Below are 17,870 nucleotides of genomic sequence, written 5' to 3' on the forward strand. Positions count from 1 at the left end.
ATGTACATATTTTATTATACAATTATTTTAATGACACAGTTCACGGGACACCCTCAACAAAATAAGAACCTTCTTTCGAAGCTATTAATTTCTTTCCTTTAAATAACTCTAATTTTATATATGGTGATTTAACTTTGTTATCAGGATTATTGGAAACTAAAACCTTTATTTGTGTAGAGTGGTGTTTTCTTTGTTTAATTTCTATTTCACTATTACCTTCTATTTCATATCTATTATTACCTCCCACACCTTCATAAGTTAATATTAAATATGTCTCTTTAGGATTTGTTGTTACTTTTAATCTGTAAGTACTAATAGGGTTCAACTCTTCGTCTTTTGAACAAGAATTAAAACTCATAACACACATTAATACTATAAATATAGCTAATAATTTTTTCATGTTTTTGTTTATAATTTCCACAAACATACATTTTAAAAGTCTAAAATATATGTCAAGATATGTCTTGTTTGTTACAAATTGAGAATTTCTATTTCACTTTTAATCTTAAGAAAGCAAAATTGGTAAAGTGAGAGCAATATAAATTATAGGTATACATCTGATATTGTGATACTAGTGACATCTATATTTTCTAGAATCATTATTAATCTAATAGAGAAACTGAATCAATAACATACTGGACTGAACTATAACTAAACGAATAAAAATAGGTCTCTTAAAAAAACAAAAGGCGAGTCAAAATATTGACTCGCCTTTATTGGATTTAAAAACTGTTGTTTCCTATTTCAGTTTCTTGATACCCATATTGTATAATGTAAATGCTTGTAAGTCTACGTGCTCTTGTATTTGTTGAGCAATAGATTTACCAGCACCATGTCCTGCATTCGTTTCAATACGAATTAACATAGGGTTATTACCTGTATTTTTAGCTTGTAACTCAGCTGCAAACTTAAAGCTGTGCGCTGGTACTACTCTATCATCATGGTCTCCAGTAGTTACCATTGTAGCAGGGTATGCTACAGCTTTCACATTGTGTAGAGGAGAATATCCTTTTAAGTACTCGAACATCTCTTTACTATCTTCTGAAGTACCATAGTCATACGCCCATCCTGCACCTGCTGTGAATGTGTGGTAACGCAACATATCTAATACTCCTACTGCTGGTAAAGCTACTTTCATAAGATCAGGACGTTGAGTCATAGTAGCTCCTACTAATAACCCTCCATTAGATCCACCTTTAATAGCTAAGAAATCAGATGAAGTATATTTATTGTCAATTAAGTACTGACCTGCAGCGATAAAGTCATCAAATACATTTTGTTTTTGTAATTGAGTACCTGCTACGTGCCATTCTTTACCATACTCTCCACCACCTCTAAGGTTTGGTACAGCATATACACCACCATTCTCTAACCAAATAGCATTAGCAATGCTAAATGAAGGAGTCAAGCTAATATTAAACCCTCCGTAAGCATATAGCATAGTAGGATTCTTACCATCTAACTTAAGACCTTTTTTATGTGTAATGATCATCGGTACTTTAGTTCCGTCTTTAGAAGTATAGAATACTTGTTTAGACTCATATTGAGAAGAGTCAAACTTCACTTTAGGTTGCTCATATACTTTAGACGTACCATCTACTGGATTGAAAGCATAGATACTTCCTGCAGTGATATAGTTCGTGAAAGAATAGTACAATGTAGTGTCTGATTTTTTACCACCAAAACCACCAACAGTTCCAACTCCTGGTAATTCTACTACTCTCACTTTCTTACCTGTATAGTCATACTGCTCTACATACGCTACAGCATCTTTTAGGTAGTTAGCGAAGATATATCCAGCTCCTGTTGAAGGTGTCAATACATTCTTCGTTTCTGCGATAAAGTCAACCCAATTCGCTTGTCCTGGGTTCTTAGCATCTACAGTTACTACTCTTGTGTTAGGTGCTTTATAATCTGTTACGATATATAATTTACCATCTTTACTATCTAATACTCCATTACTACTGTCGAAGTTATTTACTACAGTAACAATAGGGCTATTCGCTACAGTTAGATCTTTCACATAAAGCTCATTTCCATAAGTAGAATTAGCAGCTGTAATAATTAAATATTTATTATCACTAGTCACTCCTCCACCTACGTAACGTCTCTTCTGATCTTTTCCGAAGATTAGAGCATCCTCTTTCTGAGCCGTACCTAATTTGTGGTAATATAATTTATGTTGATCTGTCTTCGCAGATAATTCACTACCTGTTGGTTTATCATAACTAGAGTAATAGAACCCTTCATTACCAAACCAAGAAACGCCACTAAACTTCACATCTACTAATGTATCACCTATCACTTGTTTTGTTTCTGCATCTAGAACGATAATCTTTCTCCAGTCACTTCCACCTTCAGAGATAGCGTAAGCTACTTTAGAACCATCCTCAGAGAAATCAATACTTCCTAATGATGTAGTACCATCTTTAGAGAATGTGTTAGGATCTAAGAATACTTCTTCTTTACCAGCTTCATCTTTGCGGTATAAAATAGACTGATTCTGTAACCCGTCATTTTTAAAGAAATAAGTGTATTTACCTTCTTTAAATGGAGCACCGATCTTCTCGTAGTTCCATGCCTCTTCCATTTGTTTCTTTAGGTCATCTCTAAAAGGAATCTGAGCTAAATAATCAAAAGTAACTTGGTTCTCTGCTTTTACCCAAGCAGCAGTTTCTTCTGATCTATCATCTTCTAACCATCTATATGGGTCAGCTACTTCTACACCGAAGTAAGTATCTACTACCTCACCTTTTTTCGTGTCTGGGTACTTTAGTTCTACATTTGCTTCTTCCGTAGCTCCTTGCTTACAAGAAACTATGATTGTAGCAACTAGTAAAGTCATAAGTGTTTTTCTCATAAATGTTTAAGTTAGTTATTGTTTTCTTAAATAATAAGTTAGTAAATATATCCATAAATATATAAAGAGCAAGGAGGAATCCTCCTTACTCTCTATATATTAACATTATTTCCTATTATTAATGCTTGTGTTCATGGTCGTGATCATGATCTCCCTCTCCTGGGTTTACAATATTCACAGTTCTAAATTCCATAGCTTGGTTACCTGCCTTATCTAATACTTTTACTACAAAGTGGTATTCACCTCTCTTTGCCTCTTTGTCTATTAAGATTTCGTGGTGATGTATATGTGCATTTCGCTGTCCATAGATATCATCCCAGCTATTTTTATATTTAAACGATTTGCGGTGTGCGTTCTCTTCATCATCGTGATCATGGTCATGATCGTGGTCAGCATGTCGTACAGATACACTGTGTGTATGCGTATGCCCCTCAGCTGAGTGAATGTCAATATCATAAGACCCTAAGGCGATATTATCTGATACATCCATATCAAAGTGGATAGTCTCTCCTGCTTCTAATTTAGCTCCTTCTTCTGGTGCGTTTAACACGATCACAGGTTTTTGAGTATCTACATCTGAATCACTCTTCAGACATGATGTAAATAATATACTACTTAATAAAGTTACGCTTGCTATATATTTTAATTGTTTCATTTTTTTAATGTTTAAAAATCCAGATTGTGACTTTATACTTAACCTAGCACAATCTGGAGAATGAGTTAAATGTCTTTGTTCTTACCTAGTGCAAAATTAGTTAACTCTTCTGCAGGTGGTCCTCTTAACCAATAAAAAGGAAACAGACACTCTTTATAGCTGACTACTACCTCGATTACTAATTCATCGTGTACTCTCTCGACCCATAACACTAGTGTGGAGACTATGTGTTCTATAGCAGGTGAGAGCTTACATATATACTGCTCACAGTAGTGAATCGTATTACTATCTACATATTCTAATTTAGCTGACTTCTGCCCAAAGTGATGATCAATGATGACATAGTGAAGAGTATTGTTCAGTATAGGTACTAAGAATAAAGTACACCATAGCGAACATACTATAGCACGTATGTTCTTATCAGTCATATCAGAATGGTACTTGTATCATCAATTGTATTGAACGTCCTAACTCAGGTATACCTAATGGTCTGTAGAAACTCGTATGATTTAATATCTTCGTATCGAACATATTTGAGATAGACAGTGTAGTACGCGCCTTAAACTTACCGAACTGTACTGTAGAAGACACCCCTGCACCGAAGCTCTGACTACTAGGTGTCACTTCTTCTCCCTGTGCAATACGTTCTTGCTCAGCATACCACTTCCCGTTAAAGTACACTTCTGACTCTTTAAACATATCCGTATCTCTAAAGCTATATCTAACCTCTCCGAATACATTCATCGGAGGAGTGAATGGCAATGGATAAGCTCCGTTCTGCCCATTAGACACTTGCTGATTATAGATATACTCAAGTACTGCTGATATATTTAGACGATCAAAAAAGCGTTTCTCTACTTTCCATTCAAAACCGCTAATGATAGCTTCTGACTGGGTATATTCATAAATCTGCCCACTATCTGGTAGTATAGAGAACTTACCTGATGGCTTTAGGTAGATATAATTAGAAAAGTAATATAAATAAGGGCTAAACGTCGTATTAAACGTAGGAGTCTTAAACTCTGCTCTAAAGTCTAATGCAATCCCCTTCTCTGGATCAAGATCAGGATTCCCTTTCTCATGTCTAAAAGCTCCGTGGTGAACACCATTAGATGCTAACTCAATAGCAGTGGGGAATCTAAAGTTAGTACCCACGGTAGCTCCAAAATTAAAGTTGTCGTTTAGCGTATACTTTGCACCTACCATTCCATTCACACTATTGAAGTCTCTATCTGTAGTCGTACTTCTCTGTGCATATTTATTAGCTAGCTGATCTGCATAGCCCTGTTCTTTTAAATAGTCAAATAAGAATTGATCATAAAACGGCTTAACATGTACACTTGCATAGTCAAAGCGTGCTCCTCCTTCTAAAGTCAATTTATCATTCACGAAATACTCATACATCCCGAATACACCTGTACTCTGTCTATTAAACTTGGGTAATAAGAATCCGTATCCATCAATGGTATTATTCTGAAAATTCTGTTGTACTCCTAATGTCAACTTATGGTTGTTATTAAATAGATGTTCATACTTCACAGAAGCATCTACTGTATTTAATACAAACTGTAACTCTAGATTAGGGTTAGAACTTGGTGGTGTTTGATCATCAAAGTGAGAGTGAAACAAGCTGTGCTCTTGTCTTCTATTATTTTGATAAGCGACCATAAAAGTCCACTTATCTTGTAATGAACTATCCCATGTAGTCGTATTCACTACCTTAAAGTGATTGACGTTCTGACGTGGGTATTCTATATTGCGGTGATTCCCGTCATCTGCTACAGATGCCACATTAGGCAATCCGTGAGATCCTGGAAAGAATCCACTCTTGTCATAAACATTACTAATGCTCAGGATATTTTTAAAGTTATTATCCACATATCCTATTTGTCCATATAGTGCAAAGTTCTTAGAAGCAGTATTCTTCATTCTATTGCCATAGATAGGAATCACAGTATTTAAATAGTTTATCTCAGACACAGGTACACGATAGTCCCCTGCATCTTGACCTGTTGCTTTAAACTTATAGAAGAACTTCTCATCTCTTCCCTTTACCTGTACGGAAGCACCATACGAATCGTTAACTGTCTTGCCAAACATAGTAGCACTTCCACTAAATGAGTGTACCTCTGGTACCTTCTCATTATTAATCTTAATCACACCTCCGATTGCATCACTCCCATACTCAATAGTACCTACCCCCTTTATCACTTCTACTTCTTCAGTACTGAAGGCATCTATCTCTAATCCATGGTCTGCTCCCCACTGTTGACCTTCTTGTTTGGCCCCATTCTCAGCGACAGCTACACGGTTAAATCCAAGTCCTCGAATAATAGGTTTAGAAGCTCCTGCCCCTATCTCCATAGCATTAACCCCTGGTACTGATGTCAAGGTTTTAGCAAATGAGCCTGAAAAACTCTCTACTAATTGCTTATTACTAACTACCTCAGTATTCGCAATCGTCTTTAGCCCATGTGTCGATACAACTACTTGGTCTAGCAGTGTATTGTCCTCCTTAAGGTGCAAATCTAAATACATATCAGACTTCACTGTAAGCAAGGTATCAACAGTCTTATAACCAAGATATTCAACTAATAAACGGTGTTGACCTGCAGATACAGGTGTAGATATAAATTGTCCCTTCAGGTCAGTTCCAGACTGTAATCCCGAAAAAGTTATATTACTCCCTACTAATGCTTCTCCATATATGTCTGATACCTTACCCTTTACAACATATTGTTGTGCGTAAGTACCAATAGAAGCCACTAGTGAAAGCATAAGAATAGATATTCTCATTTAATCGCTAATAATTTAATTGTACATAAATAATCTATCCCTTTGCAAAGATTGCAAAAGACTTAAACAATAATTTATGCTGATACAGGGGGTGCCCTAAGGGAAAAGAATACCTGAGAAAGAGGTATAATAGATAGTGATACAATATCCTGAACTGATCTGGCTACATCATAAGTAATGAACTCTACAGACAATACATCTGAAGTGATAGCAGGGTTAAGTATAGTATCACAGACAAAACACTTGTCTAGCTGACTATGTGCTTCCTTAAAAGTAAGTTGATCCGATAGATCTCCTCTACTTTCATTAAAATGAGCATGTGTACTGTGTTCTTTTTCATACTCTACTGAAGAAACAATATGCTCAAAACTATGCATAAACTGAAAAACGATGGTAAACATAATGGCTACCACCAACAATATTCTTGATATGTTTTTCTTTGCTTGCATACTGCAAATATAGACAAGAATGCTAGAAATAGACAATATGAATGATAATATTTAATAATTAGTTCATATTGAGAGTCAATATGAACTAATTATTATTCGATTAATCTCTTTTATAAACAAGGTATTTATTCATTTTTCTACTCTAAAACAATACTTCTTACAATTCTAGCTTTCTCAATACATAACATATTTTAAATCAGAATCATAAACTAAAATCAAATATTCTAACAACAATAAAACAACCTCCTTCCTAAAACACTGTAATCAATATTAAACCACTTCAGTCCTTCGATAGTATAATAAGGTAACACTAGTATACTGATTCCATAGTGATCGCATACTTTTAGCCCTTTTTTATGCGAGCAGTATCCAATAACTATGCGACCACTATGCGATAAGTCCAATTAGGGTTTGTCTCGTCCTACTATAGCTGTACAGTTATTGTTTACCCCATATCTCTAACTGTGCAAATGTGTTCAGCTTAAAGCAAAAATTATTGTTTGTGTTTTGTTACCTTTGTTTTTCATAAAAAATCATTAATAATGAATAGCAGACTATTAGGTAGTATATTAATCATCGCAGGTTCTTCTATCGGTGGAGGAATGTTAGCTATGCCTATCACATCAGCAGGAGTAGGCTTTATAGGGGCTACTTTACTGTTATTTATCATTTGGTTTGCGATGTGTTATACAGCATTGTTGATGGTTCGTATTTATGATTTTAATAGTCCTAAAGATGGCTTTGATACCTTGACTAGAAAGTATGCAGGATTCACTGTGAACAGAATAGCAGGGCTAAGTCTTATGTTCCTAATCTATGGGCTAACAGCTGCATATATGTCTGGCGGAGGGACAATCCTAAAGACGAATATAGACCTTCTACTAGACACTAATCTAGACGACCGCTTAGCTGTGCTTATCTTCTCAGCTATATTCAGTACTATTGTGATTATTGGGACGAGATGGGTAGATTGGTTTACTCGTATTCTTTTTACAGGTAAGCTTATCTTCTTAGCACTATTAGTGATCGTTATGACTCCTCTGATAGAAGGAGCAAATCTACTGCACATGCCCTTGTCACAAGGTCTAGTGATTATGTCTATCCCTGCGATATTCACCTCTTTTGGCTTTCATGGAAGTATCCCGAGTATCGTTGATTATCTAGAGGGGAATAAGAAACTATTAAAAAGAGCCTTTATACTAGGAAGCTTACTACCCTTAGTGATTTACTTAGTTTGGCAGATCGTTATATTAGGGACTTTAGATCAGACAGTTTTTATGCAGATATTGCAAGAACACTCTGAGGTAAAAGGATTATTACTTAGCATACGAGAATTATCTAATTCTACCTATATAGAGACTTTATTTAGTTTCTTCGCTGCTACAGCATTAGGTACCTCTTTCTTAGGAGTAAGTATTGGATTATTAGATTACTATAAAGATTTGTTTAAAAACAAGTCTAAAAACCTAATCAAGCCTCTAGCCGCTATCTGTACATTCATACCGCCACTACTATTTGCACTCTTCTACCCAGAAGGTTTTATCTTGGCATTAGGGTATGCAGCGATAGCAGGTGTTATACTTGCATTAGTCATTCCTGTGGTACTATATTTAAAGGCAATGAAATTTCACAAAATCAAAATTTCGTTGTTACAATATTTCATTATCGGTTTTATATTAATACTTTCTTTAGTAATAGTATTTGCACAACTATTAGTCGTTAGCAAAAGCTAAAACCTAAATGTTTTATAAACTTTCTAAAAGTTAGTTAAGAAACGTTTTGTATCATTTTAATTTAGGACTTTACGAGATTCAAAGACCTAGAAATTGCGTAAATTTGCAAGCTTAAATTATTTTATGATAAACAAATACTTACTAACAACAATATTCGTTATCACACTGATAACGAACACCGTATCTTTTGCACAACAAAGTGCAGATGTAATCTCTAATGAAGAACAACGGGATAGCACGGCAGCTAAAAAGAAATTTTTTGAACGTGTAGTTTCTTATTTTGAAGAAGCTAAGAAAGATAAATCACAGAGCAAATTTGACCTTTCATTCATAGGGGGTCCGAGCTACTCTGTAGATACTAAACTAGGACTAGGGATAGTCGCTTCTGGACTATACAGAGTAGATAAAGAGAACCTAGACTTACCCCCATCAGATGTCGCTATTTATACTAACTTTACTACAAGTGGATTCTTTGCTATCGGAGTAGAGAACACAACAATATTTCCTAATGATAACTACCGATTTAACTACGATATGGCATTTAAATATATGCCTAGTAAATACTATGGTATAGGATACGAGGCAGGTAGCCAAGGAGACTATGTGAAATACGATGAATATCACTTAGGCTTGAAATTTGATGTATTGAGAAAAGTGTTGCCGAATACATATGTAGGATTAGTCTTTTCTGCTCAGAATATTCAGAGTAGAAACTTCAGAGATAGTGAGGTGAGACCTGATACAGACTCTAAAGATACGGCTATCGGAGGAGGATTTATCGCGTCATACGATAGTAGAGACTTTATCCCTAACCCGAGTAAAGGAATCTTTATCCAATATGAACAGACTTTTTTCCCGAAAACACTGGGAAGTAATAAACACTTCGGAAAGATTAACTTTACAGCACGTGCATACCAACAGGTGTGGAAGGATGGGCTAATAGCCTTCGACTTAAATGGAGAGTTTAACAATGGTGAAGTGCCATGGACAATGCTCTCTAAACTAGGAGGAGCTAGACAGATGAGAGGGTACTACAGTGGGCAGTATCGAGATAGAAAACAGATCAATACACAGGTAGAACTAAGACAAAAAATACATAACCGACATGGTGTAGCAGTATGGGGTGGTGCAGGTAATGTGTTCGAGAATATGGACAAGTTTGACTGGAGCCACACCTTACCAACCTATGGTATAGGATATAGATGGGAGTTTAAAAATAGAGTGAACGTACGTCTTGACTATGGTTTTGGTAAAGGACAGAGTGGATTCTATTTTAATATCTATGAATCGTTTTAAGGGATAAAATGACTGAACAATTAAATAAAAAAGGATTCTTTAGTAGAATCATAAATAACCCGATCGCCTTGTTTTGGTTCTATATTGCTGTCAATATGGTTCCGAGCATTTATTTTGTCTTTACACAACCCGTGAATCTAATTGGGAAAATCGTAGTCATACTGTTTCCTTTAGGGTTATTCATGACAATATTCTCTGCGTTTAAAAATTCGGGAGCCTGGTTATTACTATGTTTTCCATTCCTGTTTTTGCACGCTTTCCAGATCGTGTTATTCTACCTATTCGGAGAAGATGTGATAGCCGCAGATATGTTTCTAAACGTAGCAACTACGAATACTTCAGAAATAAATGAACTACTAGGTAGTCTATTGCCTTCTATCGCCTTTGTGTGTTTCTTATACATTCCACCTATCGTATTCGCTATACTTCAGTGGAAGAGAAAGAACTTCTTAGACTGGAGCTTTAGAAGACAGACTCTATTACCTGCAGTACTGTTATTAATAGCATCACTAGTATTATCATTCTTCAGTGCGAATAAGAACACTGGTACATTTGCCTTTAACCAAGATGTGTATCCTATCAATGCGTTACACAACTTAGGGTTCGCAGTGAATAAATGGGATAAGGTCAATCGATACCCTGAGACCTCTAAAGACTTTACCTTTAAAGCTACTAGAGACAGCATCTCTACTGATAAAAGACAAATATATGTACTGATCATAGGTGAGACGAGTAGAGCTGATAACTGGTCTCTGTATGGATATGATCGCGAGACCAATCCGAAGCTAAAGAATGAGAAGAACTTGGTCGTGTTTAAAGATGCATTAACGCAATCGAATACGACACATAAGAGTGTTTCAATCATCTTATCAGAAGCAGAGGCAGAAAACTATAATTCTATCTATGTCAAAAAAGGTATTGTACACGCGTTTAAAGAAGCTGGCTTTACCACGATATCGCTGTCTAATCAGGCAGAGAACTCTTCGTTTATAGAATACTTCACTAAAGAAGCAGATATCTATAAGACAATACGTACTACTGATAGCCATACCCGTATGACGGAGAATCACTATGATGAAGAGTTAGTGGACTTAATGCAAAAACATATACAGGAGACTACTGGAGATCTATTTATCTTATTACATACCTATGGGTCACACTTTAAGTATATGGAGCGCTACCCTGAGAACTTCAGACAGTTCACTCCTGATGAGATAGGTGGTGTAAAGAAGTCTGAGAAAGAACACCTAGTCAATGCGTATGACAACTCTATCTTATACACAGATCACTTCTTAGCTAAAACGATAGAAGCCCTGAAACAGACGAATGAGGAAGTAGCTATGCTATATACTTCTGACCATGGAGAGGACTTATTCGACGATGATAGAAATAGGTTCTTACACGCTTCGCCAAGCCCAACCTACTATCAGCTAAGAATACCATTCTTAATGTGGTTCTCGGATGAGTATATCACCCATAATGAAAAGAGAATGACTGCAGTACAAGAGAATAAAAACAAGCCTATCTCTACGAATGCAGTATTCCATACGATGATCAATGCAGCACATATTCGCACTTCTTATCTAGAAAAGGACTTATCATTAGTCAATAGAGCTTTTAATGCAGAAGCTCGTATGTACTTAAATGACCATGATATCGCTGTTCCTTATACTAAAATGAACTTGAAGAAAGAAGATTTCGAAATGCTGAAAAAGAATAATATTAAAGAATAAACAACAAAACAATGATACACAAAACTAAACTAAAGATACTAGCACTAGCCATGTGTGCTATGCCGCTGCTAGCTACGGCGCAAAGCGAAAAAGTAGAACCTATAAAACTAGGTAATATGGATCACTGGATGGTACGTGAGATTAAAGAATCGTTTATCATCGGGGGTAATACACAATACCTATACGAGATCACTGAAACAAAAGATACACTAAAGGACAATACGCCTTATAAGAATAAAAAGTCTCCATGGGCGACCTCATCTGTACTAGCTACTGTAAGCGGTATAACGAAAGGGAGTGTAACTGTATTTCCAGAAAAAAGAGATAATGGGTATGCAGCTCGTCTAGAGACACGTATAGAGAAGGTGAAAGTGTTAGGAGTAATTAATATCAATGTACTCGCTAGTGGAACAATCTTCTTAGGGGAAATGATAGAACCTATCACAGATACTAAAAACCCTCAAAGTAAACTAGTAACAGGTATTCCTTTTACTAAAAAGCCTAAAGCACTACAGTTCGACTATAAAGTAACTACTGGTGGTCCTTCTAAACGCGTGAATGGTATGGGAAGCGGAACTGATGCTAAGCGAAATGACAAGGCTGAGATACAGATTCTACTACAAAAGAGATGGGAAGACAAAGATGGGAATGTGTATGCTAAACGTATAGGTACGGGATGGGAACTGATGGATAAATCTGTAAAAACATGGCAGAACAAACACCGCCTGACTGTAAACTATGGCGATATCACGAAGCAGAGTTACTATGGTGCACATATGGCACTTAGAACAGGTAGCAATGCATACTACACTAGAAATAGCAAAGGTAAGATGGTGCCGATCATAGAAGAAGGTTGGGGTACTGCAGATGATGAAGTAACTCACCTAATCGTACAATTCTCTTCTAGTAATGGTGGTGCGTATATCGGTAATACGGATAGTCGTTTATGGATAGATAACGTAGGATTGGTTTATTAAAAATATTCGGTACAAAAAAAAAGAGGTAGTTTAATCTGGATTTAAACTACCTCTTTTTTTATCTTATTACTTCACTCTAGTACTATCGTGGCTATGAGTTTCTATTCCTCCATTCCACAAAGTCAGAATATCTGTAGCTACAGCAGCTCCACTACCAGCAGCTATCGCTAGCTGACTCCTATGTCCTGCTAATGTTCCTGCCACATAAACTCCTTCTGTTACTAAGTGATCTTCGTTTCTCAACTGGATTCTATTCTTAGCAGCTAGTGACTTCTTATGTGGTATCACATATTCCATTAATCCTTCTACTTCAAAGGTAGGACTAGAATTAATAGCTACTACAACAAGTGAAGTATAATATACTTCCTTATTCGTCTTGACTTCAAATACTCCATCTTTCTTCTGTACAGAAATAACCTTCTCACCTGCGATCTGGTCAATGTGGTTGTAGTATTTTAAGTCTTCTATAGACTGTTCTAATAGGTCTTTTCCTAAAGTCCCTTGTTTTATACCATAAGCATTATAGAAGATAGCATCTTGAAGCATTGAGCTCTTCTGATGCATAATAATACCTACTTTCTTATCTGTTACAAAAGGTTTCTTTACAGCACTACCAATAACTTGCGCACAAGAAACTCCTGATACACCTCCCCCTATGATTAGTACATCGAATACTTCCATAGGTCTTATTTTGTTTTATCGTTTATCATTTTAGATGTACGGTAAATCAATAAGATGCATACTGCACAAAGCAATGCTACAATACCAATTAATGCGATTAGACTATCCCCTTGGAATAGGTTATTAAAATCTAACATTGTGATATTTAATACAATCAATGCCACAACAAATGCTATAACTATGTAACTAAAAATTTTCATTTCGAATGATAAAGAATTTGATTTTACCATCCGAAAGTACAAAAAAACCACCACTCGGACAATCCTTTAACATTACCACTATATATTTTAACAACGAGATATAAAAGTCATAAAACGTGGTTTTTCACTATTTTTATCAAGAACTCATCACTATTCTTGAATCACACATCATAGATATAAGCGCTACAATGAAATAATCTAAAAAACATTAACATGTAAAATAATAGCGTAATTAACACTATTCTACTGATCTGGTACAACTATCTTATATTATGAACTTTATATTCATCCTAAATTACTTAGTGAAAAAGGTTAATCTAAAGGGTGTTACTCTTTATTACATAAAGATTTGTAATTTTGCAGCCAATTAATTATTATATTCAGATGTTTCAAATAGGAAAAACAATCGTATCAGAAGAAGTTCTAGAAAAAGAATTCGTATGTAACCTTTCGGCTTGTAAAGGGGAATGCTGTATAGACGGAGATGCAGGAGCGCCTGTAGAAGATGATGAAGTAGAGATACTTAGAGCTGTATATGATAAAGTAAAACCTTTCTTACGTCCTGAAGGTATTAAGGCAATAGAAGAACAAGGTACATCTGTATATGGTGATGATGATGAGTATGAAACTCCTCTAATAGAAGGGGGAGAATGTGCTTATGTAATCTACGAAAATGAAATGGCACTATGTGGAATAGAGAAAGCGTATAACGAAGGTCTAATCGACTGGAAAAAGCCAATCTCATGTCACTTATATCCTATACGTATCAAAGAGTTCTCTTCTTTCTCTGCTGTGAACTATCACAAATGGCATATATGTAGTGATGCTTGTACCCTAGGTCAAGAGTTAAGCGTACCTGTATATAAATTCTTAAAAGCCCCTCTAATCAGAAAATATGGTGAAGATTGGTATAAAGAATTGGAACTAGTAGCAGAAGAGTGGAGCAAATCAAGACAATAGATTTATTGTATATAGAGCACTTGCTCTTTATAATCAATAATTGCATTCCCTTGTAGTAATACATCTGAGCCAATAATCCCGTGTACAGTCTTTACTTTATACTCTATTAAGGCAACATTGACATGAGTCAAATCTATAATTACTAGGTTAAAACTCTTGTTATGCCAACGGCTCATTTGTAAATGATTATGATAGGCTACTTGGGTATGCATTCCATTAGCTCCTGCACCTGAGGCTTTAGTAGATGAGTTCTCAGGAATAATATTAAAATGGTCTATATGACTAAAATCAATACAGCTATTAGATGCTCCTGTATCTAGGATAAAGTCTCCTAGGACACCATTGATTTTAGCTTTGACAAAAAGGTGGTTCGTTTTAGATATTTTAAACTTAATTTTCTTATATCCTCCCTTTTTTAATATATCTTTCATGTTTTCCATCAATCAAATGTAGTTTAAATTCTTTTTAAAAGGTACTTTTGTAGCATTAATCTAACATTATAGAAAAATACAATATTAGAATGATATTTACTGACACGCATACACATTTATACTCAGATGCTTTTGCAGAAGATCGTAAAGAAACAATAAATCGTGCAATATCTAGTGGAGTTACGCGTTTTTTTATACCAGCGATAGATTCAAGCTATAGCAATGCAATGTTTGAACTAGAGCAAGAGTTCCCTAATAATGTATTTCTTATGATGGGACTACATCCTACTGATGTAAAACCAGAGACGTATAAAGAAGAGTTGGCTTATGTAGAGCGTGAACTCGAACGACGTACTTATTACGCTGTAGGAGAGATAGGCATTGACCTGTATTGGGATAAAAGTACTTTAGCCATACAGCAAGAAGCCTTTCAATATCAAATTCAATTGGCAAAGAAATATAAATTGCCTATTAATATACACTGTCGAGATGCTTTTGACGAAGTGTTCGAAGTACTAGAACGAGAAAAAGGAGAAGGCCTTAGAGGGATATTCCACTGCTTCACAGGTACAGAAGAACAAGCGCTAAAAGCTATTTCTTATAACCTAAAGCTAGGTATAGGTGGGGTAGCAACGTTTAAAAATGGTAAAATAGATCAGTTTTTAAACAAAATACCACTGGAGCATATCGTATTAGAAACTGATTCTCCGTACCTTGCACCTGTTCCTTTTAGAGGAAAAAGAAATGAAAGTGCATATATCGTGAATATTGCAGAAAAATTAGCCGATATTTACGCGCTGCCTCTAGAAGAGATAGCAAAACAAACTACAGCAAATTCAATAGCTGTGTTTGGAATTTAAAACACGAAAACAACATAACTTGTTTATAATAATACATTACACTAATGTCTAAGTTTGATTCTATACGCCACTACCACGATCACGAGGTACACGAAGTCTTACAACAGATTTCTAAACACCCAATGATAAAAGCGTTAATGGGATATACTTTTCCTAATAAAACGGAAGAGGAATGGATGAATGCCTTAAAGGAAGTAAAGTCTATTCAACAATTTCAAGATGATTTTGCTTACCACTCTATTCAACGAATCCTAGAGAAAAGCTCTAATGGTTTGACCACTTCGGGGTTTGACAAATTAGATAAAGACACAGCTTATCTATACGTATCTAACCATAGAGATATCCTTATGGATACTTCTCTTCTCAATGTTGCTCTTAAAGACAATAAATTAGTTATGACAGCCTCTGCTATAGGAGATAACCTAGTGCAGAAATCATTTTTACTAGCGCTAGCTAAAGTAAATAGAAACTTCTTAGTTAAACGTGGATTACCTCCTAGGGAACTATTGGAAAGTTCTAAACTAATGTCTGAATATATACAACATCTTTTATTCGAAGAGAACAGATCTGTGTGGATAGCGCAGAGAGAAGGACGTACCAAAGATGGAAATGATGCAACTCACCAAGGAGTTCTGAAGATGATAGGAATGGCTTCTGATGAGGCTAACTTAATGGACTACTTCAAAAAAGTGAAGATAGTACCTGTATCTATCTCGTATGAATATGATCCTACGGATGCACTTAAGATGCCTCAGCTATTGGCTAAAGCGAATGATGAAGTATATATCAAAGATAAGAATGAAGACTTTATCAACTTATATAGTGGAATCATCGGTCAAAAGCGTGGTATTCATATCCATGTAGGAGATGTTCTAGACCAAGAATTAGATAATATTAAAAACACTGTAGATAAGACTAATAAGCAAATGCAAGCTGTAGCTACAGAAATAGATAAGTCTATTATCGCTAACTATTTCTTATGGCCTACTAACTATATTGCTTATGATATCATGCATAACAGCAATAAGTTCGCGGATAAATACACAGAAAAGGAGAGGCAATTATTTGAAAGACGTCTTGAACTACGTGTAGATAAAGAGAACAAAATAATCGTAGATGGCTTCTTAGCTATGTATGCTAATCCTGTTATTAATAAACTAAAATTGAGTGATGAACAATAGTCCTGCTATTCTTTTAATCTATACTGGTGGAACTATCGGTATGGTAAAAGACTTTAAGACAGGTGCTTTACGTGCGTTCAATTTTGATCAGTTAGTAGAGCGTATACCTGAGTTACACATGTTAGAGTGTTCGATAGAGACCTATTCATTCGAAACACCGATAGACTCTTCTGATATGAGCCCTGCCTTATGGGTGAAGATGGCAAGTGTAGTAGAAGAGAACTATGATAAGTTTGACGGATTCGTTATTCTACACGGATCGGATACGATGTCATACTCAGCATCTGCACTGAGCTTTATGCTTGAGAACTTGCGCAAACCTGTTATATTAACAGGTTCTCAGCTTCCTATTGGAGACTTGCGTACAGATGCTAAAGAAAACCTTATCACAGCTATTCAGGTAGCTGCTGTACAAGAGAACAACACTCCTGTCATTCAGGAGGTATGTTTATACTTTGAATACAAATTATATAGAGGAAATAGAACTTCTAAAGTAAGTGCTGAATTATTTAATGCGTTTACCTCTCCTAATATTGCCCATTTAGCAGAATCAGGAGTAAACCTGCGTATCAATAAACCTCTACTCAACTATACACATACTCAAGAACCATTACTTGTACACAAAGAGATGTCTAGTAATGTAATGATTCTAAAGATATTCCCTGGCATACAGCAGAATGTCTTAGAGGCTATCCTAAACATTAAAGATCTAGAAGGAATCGTACTTGAGACTTATGGCGCTGGTAATGCACCTACGGAAGCATGGTTCTTAACAACATTAGGACAGGCTATTAAAAAAGGACTTAAAGTAATCAATGTTACTCAGTGTTCTAGTGGTAGTGTACATATGGGTAAATATGAGACAAGTACAGAGCTAAAAGAAATAGGTGTTATCTCTGGTAAAGATATTACGACAGAGGCTGCTATCACTAAGCTGATGTTCTTACTCAAACAAAAAGACTTAACAGACTTTAAAACTGCTTTCGAGACTCCTATCTGTGGAGAAATGGAAGAAGATTAAAATATAGTAAAAGCTCTTAGAGAATCTCTAAGAGCTT

At 35.6% G+C, this 17,870-nt stretch carries 17 protein-coding genes; 8 read left to right on the top strand and 9 right to left on the bottom strand.

The window, feature by feature from the left end; genetic code table 11:
- Nucleotides 1-40: 40 nt before the first annotated feature.
- The 6 genes from RT228_RS09530 to RT228_RS09555 form a co-directional block, all read right to left on the bottom strand.
- Nucleotides 41-400: a hypothetical protein gene (locus tag RT228_RS09530; protein WP_313138613.1), complete on the bottom strand. Its 360-nt coding sequence runs from the start codon at nt 398-400 to the stop codon at nt 41-43.
- A 339-nt stretch (nt 401-739) separates the two neighbouring features.
- On the bottom strand, nt 740-2,845 hold the full coding sequence (locus RT228_RS09535) for a prolyl oligopeptidase family serine peptidase (RefSeq protein WP_006257626.1): 2,106 nt from the start codon (nt 2,843-2,845) through the stop codon (nt 740-742).
- Nucleotides 2,846-2,978: 133 nt separating this feature from the next.
- Nucleotides 2,979-3,515 carry a DUF4625 domain-containing protein gene (locus RT228_RS09540; RefSeq protein ID WP_006257627.1) on the bottom strand — a complete coding sequence of 179 codons (537 nt, stop codon included), beginning with the start codon at nt 3,513-3,515 and terminating at the stop codon, nt 2,979-2,981.
- 65 nt (nt 3,516-3,580) lie between these two features.
- Nucleotides 3,581-3,943, bottom strand: a complete 363-nt coding sequence (locus tag RT228_RS09545; protein ID WP_313138614.1) for a hypothetical protein — start codon at nt 3,941-3,943, stop codon at nt 3,581-3,583.
- A 1-nt stretch (nt 3,944) separates the two neighbouring features.
- The gene (locus RT228_RS09550; protein ID WP_313138615.1) at nt 3,945-6,293 is read right to left on the bottom strand and encodes a TonB-dependent receptor; all 2,349 of its coding nucleotides are present in this window, start codon (nt 6,291-6,293) and stop codon (nt 3,945-3,947) included.
- Nucleotides 6,294-6,385: 92 nt separating this feature from the next.
- On the bottom strand, nt 6,386-6,760 hold the full coding sequence (locus RT228_RS09555) for a hypothetical protein (protein ID WP_071307130.1): 375 nt from the start codon (nt 6,758-6,760) through the stop codon (nt 6,386-6,388).
- 542 nt (nt 6,761-7,302) lie between these two features.
- Here RT228_RS09555 and RT228_RS09560 point away from each other — a divergent pair.
- The 4 genes from RT228_RS09560 (at nt 7,303) to RT228_RS09575 (ending at nt 12,499) form a co-directional block, all read left to right on the top strand.
- Nucleotides 7,303-8,493 carry an aromatic amino acid transporter gene (locus RT228_RS09560; protein WP_313138616.1) on the top strand — a complete coding sequence of 397 codons (1,191 nt, stop codon included), beginning with the start codon at nt 7,303-7,305 and terminating at the stop codon, nt 8,491-8,493.
- 123 nt (nt 8,494-8,616) lie between these two features.
- Nucleotides 8,617-9,789, top strand: a complete 1,173-nt coding sequence (locus tag RT228_RS09565; protein ID WP_313138617.1) for a BamA/TamA family outer membrane protein — start codon at nt 8,617-8,619, stop codon at nt 9,787-9,789.
- 8 nt (nt 9,790-9,797) lie between these two features.
- Nucleotides 9,798-11,522 carry a sulfatase-like hydrolase/transferase gene (locus tag RT228_RS09570; RefSeq protein WP_313138618.1) on the top strand — a complete coding sequence of 575 codons (1,725 nt, stop codon included), beginning with the start codon at nt 9,798-9,800 and terminating at the stop codon, nt 11,520-11,522.
- An 11-nt stretch (nt 11,523-11,533) separates the two neighbouring features.
- Entirely contained in the window at nt 11,534-12,499 is a 966-nt protein-coding gene (locus RT228_RS09575) for a PCMD domain-containing protein (protein WP_313138619.1), read from the top strand.
- Between the two features lie 66 nt (nt 12,500-12,565).
- On the opposite strand, the gene RT228_RS09580 is transcribed toward RT228_RS09575, so the two are convergent.
- Both RT228_RS09580 and RT228_RS09585 read right to left on the bottom strand, forming a co-directional pair.
- A complete protein-coding gene (locus tag RT228_RS09580) occupies nt 12,566-13,180 on the bottom strand; it encodes an FAD-dependent oxidoreductase (RefSeq protein ID WP_006257635.1) in 615 nt (204 codons plus the stop codon).
- 5 nt (nt 13,181-13,185) lie between these two features.
- Nucleotides 13,186-13,380 carry a hypothetical protein gene (locus tag RT228_RS09585; protein WP_041895094.1) on the bottom strand — a complete coding sequence of 65 codons (195 nt, stop codon included), beginning with the start codon at nt 13,378-13,380 and terminating at the stop codon, nt 13,186-13,188.
- 384 nt (nt 13,381-13,764) lie between these two features.
- Here RT228_RS09585 and RT228_RS09590 point away from each other — a divergent pair, with 384 nt between their 5' ends.
- Complete coding sequence (locus RT228_RS09590) at nt 13,765-14,340, top strand: DUF3109 family protein (RefSeq protein ID WP_036471107.1); 576 nt, start codon at nt 13,765-13,767, stop codon at nt 14,338-14,340.
- A 2-nt stretch (nt 14,341-14,342) separates the two neighbouring features.
- Here the strand turns inward: RT228_RS09590 and RT228_RS09595 are convergent, their stop codons facing one another.
- Nucleotides 14,343-14,780 carry a retropepsin-like aspartic protease gene (locus RT228_RS09595; RefSeq protein WP_259637998.1) on the bottom strand — a complete coding sequence of 146 codons (438 nt, stop codon included), beginning with the start codon at nt 14,778-14,780 and terminating at the stop codon, nt 14,343-14,345.
- An 80-nt stretch (nt 14,781-14,860) separates the two neighbouring features.
- Here RT228_RS09595 and RT228_RS09600 point away from each other — a divergent pair, with 80 nt between their 5' ends.
- Genes RT228_RS09600 through RT228_RS09610 form a run of 3 tightly spaced genes read left to right on the top strand, consistent with a single transcriptional unit; the run spans nt 14,861 to nt 17,833 of the window.
- A complete protein-coding gene (locus RT228_RS09600) occupies nt 14,861-15,631 on the top strand; it encodes a TatD family hydrolase (RefSeq protein WP_006257638.1) in 771 nt (256 codons plus the stop codon).
- 44 nt (nt 15,632-15,675) lie between these two features.
- A complete protein-coding gene (locus RT228_RS09605; protein WP_006262621.1) occupies nt 15,676-16,812 on the top strand; it encodes a 1-acyl-sn-glycerol-3-phosphate acyltransferase in 1,137 nt (378 codons plus the stop codon).
- Nucleotides 16,802-17,833 (top strand): asparaginase, encoded by a 1,032-nt coding sequence (locus RT228_RS09610; protein WP_016650043.1) that lies wholly within the window; start codon nt 16,802-16,804, stop codon nt 17,831-17,833. The genes RT228_RS09605 and RT228_RS09610 overlap by 11 nt, the downstream gene beginning before the upstream one ends.
- Nucleotides 17,834-17,870 lie beyond the last annotated feature (37 nt).

The organism is Myroides sp. (assembly GCF_032073645.1).
Classification (GTDB): Bacteria; Bacteroidota; Bacteroidia; order Flavobacteriales; family Flavobacteriaceae; genus Flavobacterium; species Flavobacterium odoratimimum.